Origin of the sequence: Streptosporangium subroseum (assembly GCF_900188345.1) — a bacterium.
Taxonomy (GTDB): Bacteria; Actinomycetota; Actinomycetes; order Streptosporangiales; family Streptosporangiaceae; genus Streptosporangium; species Streptosporangium subroseum.
Genome location: NZ_FZOD01000135.1, coordinates 1 through 5,911 on the forward strand (window position 1 = coordinate 1; position 5,911 = coordinate 5,911).

At 69.1% G+C, this 5,911-nt stretch carries 7 protein-coding genes and 1 pseudogene; 4 read left to right on the forward strand and 4 right to left on the reverse strand.

Annotation, left to right across the window (positions count from 1 at the left end; genetic code table 11):
• Window positions 1–19: 19 nt before the first annotated feature.
• The gene (locus CHC08_RS47345) at window positions 20–757 is read right to left on the reverse strand and encodes a response regulator transcription factor (protein WP_089209253.1); all 738 of its coding nucleotides are present in this window, start codon (window positions 755–757) and stop codon (window positions 20–22) included.
• A 284-nt stretch (window positions 758–1,041) separates the two neighbouring features.
• Here CHC08_RS47345 and CHC08_RS52230 point away from each other — a divergent pair.
• The 3 genes and pseudogenes from CHC08_RS52230 to CHC08_RS47365 form a co-directional block, all read left to right on the forward strand.
• Window positions 1,042–1,377: pseudogene (locus CHC08_RS52230) on the forward strand (multicopper oxidase domain-containing protein); the annotation flags it as partial.
• Window positions 1,378–1,625: 248 nt separating this feature from the next.
• A complete protein-coding gene (locus CHC08_RS47360; protein ID WP_089213903.1) occupies window positions 1,626–2,273 on the forward strand; it encodes a multicopper oxidase family protein in 648 nt (215 codons plus the stop codon).
• 390 nt (window positions 2,274–2,663) lie between these two features.
• Complete coding sequence (locus tag CHC08_RS47365) at window positions 2,664–2,891, forward strand: hypothetical protein (protein ID WP_245879014.1); 228 nt, start codon at window positions 2,664–2,666, stop codon at window positions 2,889–2,891.
• A gap of 157 nt (window positions 2,892–3,048) precedes the next feature.
• Here CHC08_RS47365 and CHC08_RS47370 read toward each other — a convergent pair whose 3' ends face one another.
• Entirely contained in the window at window positions 3,049–3,285 is a 237-nt protein-coding gene (locus tag CHC08_RS47370) for an STAS domain-containing protein (RefSeq protein WP_089213904.1), read from the reverse strand.
• Between the two features lie 42 nt (window positions 3,286–3,327).
• Between CHC08_RS47370 and CHC08_RS47375 the strand changes: the two genes are divergently transcribed.
• Window positions 3,328–4,014, forward strand: a complete 687-nt coding sequence (locus CHC08_RS47375) for an SDR family NAD(P)-dependent oxidoreductase (RefSeq protein ID WP_089213905.1) — start codon at window positions 3,328–3,330, stop codon at window positions 4,012–4,014.
• A gap of 113 nt (window positions 4,015–4,127) precedes the next feature.
• On the opposite strand, the gene CHC08_RS47380 is transcribed toward CHC08_RS47375, so the two are convergent.
• Both CHC08_RS47380 and CHC08_RS47385 read right to left on the reverse strand, forming a co-directional pair.
• Window positions 4,128–4,967: an HTD2 family dehydratase gene (locus CHC08_RS47380; protein ID WP_089213906.1), complete on the reverse strand. Its 840-nt coding sequence runs from the start codon at window positions 4,965–4,967 to the stop codon at window positions 4,128–4,130.
• Window positions 4,964–5,911: CaiB/BaiF CoA transferase family protein (locus tag CHC08_RS47385; RefSeq protein ID WP_089213907.1), on the reverse strand; the 948-nt coding region annotated here is incomplete at its 5' end. The genes CHC08_RS47385 and CHC08_RS47380, both read right to left, overlap by 4 nt.

Sequence of the window (5,911 nt, forward strand, 5' to 3'; positions counted from 1 at the left end):
CCGGCGGCTGATGCGGGGCTTATTCGCCGGGTCTGAGGACATATCCCGCCCCGCGCAACGTGTGGATCATCGGTGCCCGGCCGGCGTCGATCTTCTTTCGCAGGTAGGAGATGTACAGCTCCACCACGTTCGCCTGGCCGCCGAAGTCGTAGTTCCATACCCGGTCCAGGATCTGTGCCTTGCTGAGCACCCGCCGCGGGTTGCGCATCAAAAAGCGCAGCAGCTCGAACTCGGTGGCCGTCAAAGTGATCAGCTCGCCGTCTCGCCGGACCTCGTGGCTGTCCTCGTCCAGGGTCAGGCCGCCGATGACGAGCTGGGAGCCGGGGCTCAGCTCCGAGCGGGCGGTGCGGCGCATCAGCCCGCGCAGCCGGGCCACGACCTCTTCGAGGCTGAACGGCTTGGTGACGTAGTCATCGCCGCCCGCCGTCAGGCCGGTGATCCGGTCTTCCAGGGAGTCTTTGGCGGTCAGGAACAGCACCGGCACATCCGAGGTCTCCGCGCGTAGCCGCCGCAGCACCTCCAGGCCGTCGATGTCGGGCAGCATCACGTCGAGCACGACGGCGTCGGGCCGGAAGTCGCGTGCGGTCCGGACGGCGCTCAGGCCGTCGCCGGCGCTGCGCACCTCCCAGCCCTCGTAGCGCAGCGCCATCGTCAGCAGCTCCGCCAGCGTGGGCTCGTCGTCGACCACCAGCACCCGTACGGGGCTGCCGTCCGGCCGGCGCATCGGCCCGCGGGTCTGCGCGTTCGCCATCGTCATCACCCGATCATCAGCGGCGAAGCTGTCGGCATCCTTTTCACATCCTGTGTATCACCTGTGCGAATGCGGGCGCACGATCGCATCGGGTGCCCGTGGCCTGCCGGCGCCACCGGCATGGCGCCGGGATCGGTCTACGCGCCCCCAAAACGAGAGTGCATTGTTTGGAGTTCGTTGACGGGCCGGCATGTCACGAACCGGTCCCTGCAACCGCGCAGGCGCAGCCGGCCTTCCGCCAGCCGCGCCTGCTGGAAAGTCGCGGGAGCCGGTTGCGCGTGTGCCTGGTCGTGGAGCAGCGGGTTGTCCGGCTGGCGGGCCAGAACGTCCGGGCGCTGACGTACAACGGCGACTACATGCCGCCGACGATCCGCCTGCGCCCCGGCGACCAGCTCGATCTGACCTTGGTGAACCGGCTGGGCGAGCACACCAACCTGCACACGCACGGCTGGTACGTCTCCCCGGGCGGCAACTCCGACAACATCTACCTGCACATCATGCCGGGCCAGACCTTCCACTACACCTACCGCCTGCCGAAGGACCTGGCGCCGGGCACCTACTGGTACCACTCGCACGCACACCCGGTCTCCGAACCGCAGGTGTTCGCGGGACTGTCCGGCGCGATCGTGATCGACGGGCTGAACCGGTACCTGCCGCCCGGCCTGCGCAACATCGGCGAACGGCTCATCGCGCTGAAGGACTTCCAGGTGCACGGCGGGGCCATCCCGACGACGAACATCAACAGCGACGCTCCGACCACCCGGACCGTGAACGGGCTGGTAAACCCGATCATGAACATCCGCCCGGTGAGACCTAGCTGTGGCGGCTGGCCAACATCGGCGCCGACATCGTCTACAACGTCCAACTGCAGGGTGTGCGCTTCTACGTGGTGGCGCAGGACGCCAACCCCGTCGACCACATCTGGAGCGCCGAGACGCTGCTCATGCCACCGGGCAGCCGGTTCGACGTGCTCGTGCAGGGACCCCCAGCCGGCCGCACCCACCTGATCACCACGGCCTACAGCACCGGCCCAACCGGCGACTCCTACCCGCAGACCACGCTGGCCACCCTGGTCTCCGCCGGAGACCCCATGACCCCCGCCGCCCTGCCCTCGAAATTCGCCCCCATCGACGACCTGAGCAAGGATCCTGTGGCCCAGCGGCGCGTCATCACCTTCTCCCAGAACGACCAGACCAATGAGTTCTACATCAACGGCAAGCAGTTCGACGTGCACCGGATCGATGTGCGCGCCAGGTTGAACACCACAGAGGAGTGGCGCGTGCGCAACCTTGCGAATGAGCAGCACACCTTCCACATCCACGTCAACGACTTCCAGCTCATGAGCATCAACGGCAGGCCGTACCACTTCCGTGGCTGGCAGGACACCGTCCAGCTACCTGCCCGCGGCGAGGTGGTCATCCGGATGCGCTTTCGCGATTTCCTCGGCAAGTACCCGTTCCACTGCCACATCCTCAACCACGAAGACCGCGGCATGATGGCCAACGTCGAGGTCGTCCGCTGACCCGAGCGCGAGAGCCGCTCCACCTCCCGAAGCGACGGCTCGCGAGGCGCATAGGGCCGGGGCTCGTCGGCGTAGACAGGCCGGGGCAACCAACGGCATGGAATCACTTAATGCCATGGAATGACTACATATTGTTCGAGTGGGTAGACCCCGCGAACAGGTGCACACCCGTACGACGAGAACCCGCGTGGTGCGCCATCGCGGAAGTGGAGAAATCATGAAGATCGGTCTCGGCCTGCCCATCAGTGACCCGCCGCCGCTGCTGACCTAGGCGCGGCGCGCGGAAACCGGCCGTTCACCACACTACGGCTCCTCGATCGCATCGCGTACGACAACCCGGAGCCGCTGGTCACCTTGGCCGCCATCGCCGCAGCCACCACAAGGATCCGCGTGCAGACCGAGGTGCTGATCGCGCGACTGCATGAGTCGGAGCTGCTGGCCAAGCAGAGCGCGACCCTGGACCGAATGTCCGGCGGCGCTGCGCGCGACCTTGGAGGGGCCGGCCCAGGCCCGTGGCCGTCGGCGCCGGCTTTCTCGGCGCCGAGGTCGGCCTGTCGTTATCATCGCTTCGGCGGCTGGGGGCCTGCTCGCCCTGCGCTCCTACGGCCAGACCCTTGACCCGGCTGCGGGCCGAGCTCAGTGAACGCGTCCTGCTGACCGAACTGGCCGCCGAGCGGGGTCGCCGCGGTGATGACGACGGCGTGAGAGGAGGAGGCGGCCCGAACCTGGAACCGGCACCGCTCGGCGCTTCGCTCCTTCTCCACGGGCCGGTGATCTACAGCAGCCGGATCACCCTCGGCTGGGGCGCGGCCAGGTGCACGCCGGCGCCGTGCGCGTGGGCCAGGGTGGCGGCGGCGAGCAGGACGGCCAGGCCGGAGCTGTCCAGGAAGGACGGCCGGCTTGCGTCGATGATCACGTGATCATCCGGTCGCGGTGCCAGGTGCACGGACGCCTCCTCGTGTGTCGGAGGGTACGTCGACTGCCGATGCAGTATTTGTTGGCTGTATCGAATTCCGCATCAGCGGGCCGCCGGCACGAAGGAGCCTTTGGGATCGTGACCAGCTCAATCATCGTCGGAGGAAGCAGCGGGGTGGGCCGCGCCGTAGCGCAGCGGTTCGCCGACCGCGGCGACAGCGTCATCGTCACCAGCCGCACCGCGGCGCGCGCCGACACGGTGGCCACCGAACTCGGCGGCACGACCTGGGGCCTGGCCGTTGACCTGTCGCGGCCGGAGACGATCGCTGCCGCGCTTGCCGATGTACGGGAGGTCGACAACCTGGTCATCAGCGCGATCACGCAGGGCGTCAACTCTCTGGCGGACTTCGACATCGGCCAGGCCATCGAGGCCGTGACCATCAAGCTGGTGGGCTACACCGAGACCGTACGAGCCCTGCGCGACCGGTTCACCCCCGGCGCGTCGGTCGTGCTCTTCGGTGGCCTGGCCAAGGAACGCCCCTACCCCGGATCCACCATGGTGACCGCTCTCAACGGAGGTGTCAGCGCTCTGGTGAAGACCCTGGCCGTGGAGCTCGCACCCCACCGCGTCAACGCGATCCATCCCGGCGTGGTGGGCGACAGCCCGAAGTGGCGCGACGTGCCCGACCACCCCCACGTGCCGCGTACCCCTATCGGACGCCTCGTGGCGACCGCGGAGGTCGTCGATGCCACCGACTTCCTGCTCCGCAACACCGGCGTCAACGCCCACGACTTGTTCGTCGAGGGTGGATTGCTCGTTACCTGACCTGCGGCCCCGGCTGGACCTCCTTCGGGCGCCTGGTAGCCGGGACCTGGACCTGGAGTTCCGGCGCGGACGCGTCACCTCCTCGGCCGCCAGGACGAGCCAGGTGAGCAGTCCTATGTGCTCCAGGGGCGCAGGGTGCTGGTCGCGGTGACCCTGCCCGTGCCGTCCCTGACCTGCGCCGATACGCAGGTCTCCTCGGGGTTGGGTGCCACCGTCAGGCGCTGCTCGCCGACCATCGGCGCGACGAGGCGGTAGGCGAACTCCTGGCCGGCCAGAGGCAGGCCCGAGCGACGGATCAGCTCGCCCATCATCAGGGCCTGCAGCGGCCCGTGCACGACCAGACCGGGGTAGCCCTCCCGCGCGGCATACGCAGGGTCGTAGTGGATGCGGTGCGCGTTGTAGGTCAGCGCTGAGAACCGGAACAGCACCACCGAGTCCACGTCGAGCGCGAGGGTACCCGTGGGCGCAGGGGTCTCGGCGGTGGTGCTGGGCTTCGTCGGCAGCGTCGATCCGGGGGCCCGGTAGACGATGTCCTGCTCGTCGGCGATGGCCAGCCGGCCGCCCTGTTCGATGTCGCTGCGGACGGTCACGAACGTCAGCGGCCCGGATTTTCCTTCCTTTTCCGCGGTGCGGATGACCCGCGTGGTGCGAGTCGCCGGCTCGCCGAAGCGCAGCGGGGTGTGCATGGACACCCGCCCTCCGGCGAACATGCGCAGTCGACCGGGGCCGGGAGGTGCCGGTATGCCGTGTGTGGGGTGTCCGTCCGGGCCCAGGTCCCCCTGCCTGCGACGCTCCAGCAGATAGATCCAGTGCCACAGGGCCGGCAGTTCCTCGGAGGGCGGGTCGATGTCCAGCAGACCGGCGAGGGCCTCGGCCGGCTCGGGGATGATCAGCTCGGTGCGGCGGCTGGTCGGGGCTCCGCCCTGCCGCGCAGCCGCTGCGTTCGATGTCATGGTCGGTCCTTCGTCGGGTCGGTCGCCCCGGAGGCGAACTCGGCGCGGATGGCGTCGCTGTGCTGGCCGGCCGCCGGGATCGCGCCCATGGCCGCCTCCCGCCCCGTCACGGTGACCGGGGGCAGCAGGGAGCGCAGGGGGCCGACGGGAGAGTCCACCTCACGCCACCGATCACGCGCCTCCAGCTGCGGATGCTCGGCGAACTCGTGCATGGTACGCATACGGGCGGATGCGATGCCCACCTCGTCGAGGCGCTCGATGACCTGCTGAGCGCTCAGCCCGGACAGGGCCTCCTGAAGTATCACCCGCAGCTCGGCGTCGTGCTCCACACGGCTGGAGTTGCGGGCGAAGCGGGGCTCTTGGGCCAGGTGCGGCCGGCCCAGGACGTCGGCGCAGAGCGCCGCCCACTCGCGCTCGTTCTGCACGCCGATGAACACCTGGGCTCCGTCCCCGGCCCGATACGGCCCGTAGGGGGAGATGGAGGCGTGGCGGGCGCCGGTGCGGGGCGCAGGGGTGCCGCCGTAGCCTGCGTAGAAGTACGGCTGGCTCGCCCACTCGCCCAGCGCGTCGAGCATCGCCACCTCCAAGCCGGTGCCGGCGCCGGTGCGCTCACGCTCATACAGCGCGGTCAGCACACCGCTGTAGGCGTACATGCCGGCGGAGATGTCCGCGATGGAGATGCCGGCCTTGGCGGGTGATTCGGGCGTGCCGGTCACCGACAGCACGCCGGTCTCACACTGAATGAGCAGGTCATAGGCCTTCTTGCCGCGGTAGGGGCCCTTCGAGCCGTAGCCGGAGATCGAGCAGGTGATCAGCCGCGGATGCTTGGCGCGCAGGCTCTCCTCATCCAGGCCCAGCCGCTGCACCGCCCCCGGCAGGAGGTTCTGCACGAACACATCCGCCCGCGCGAGCATCGCGTCCAGGACCGCGCGGTCTGCGGGGTC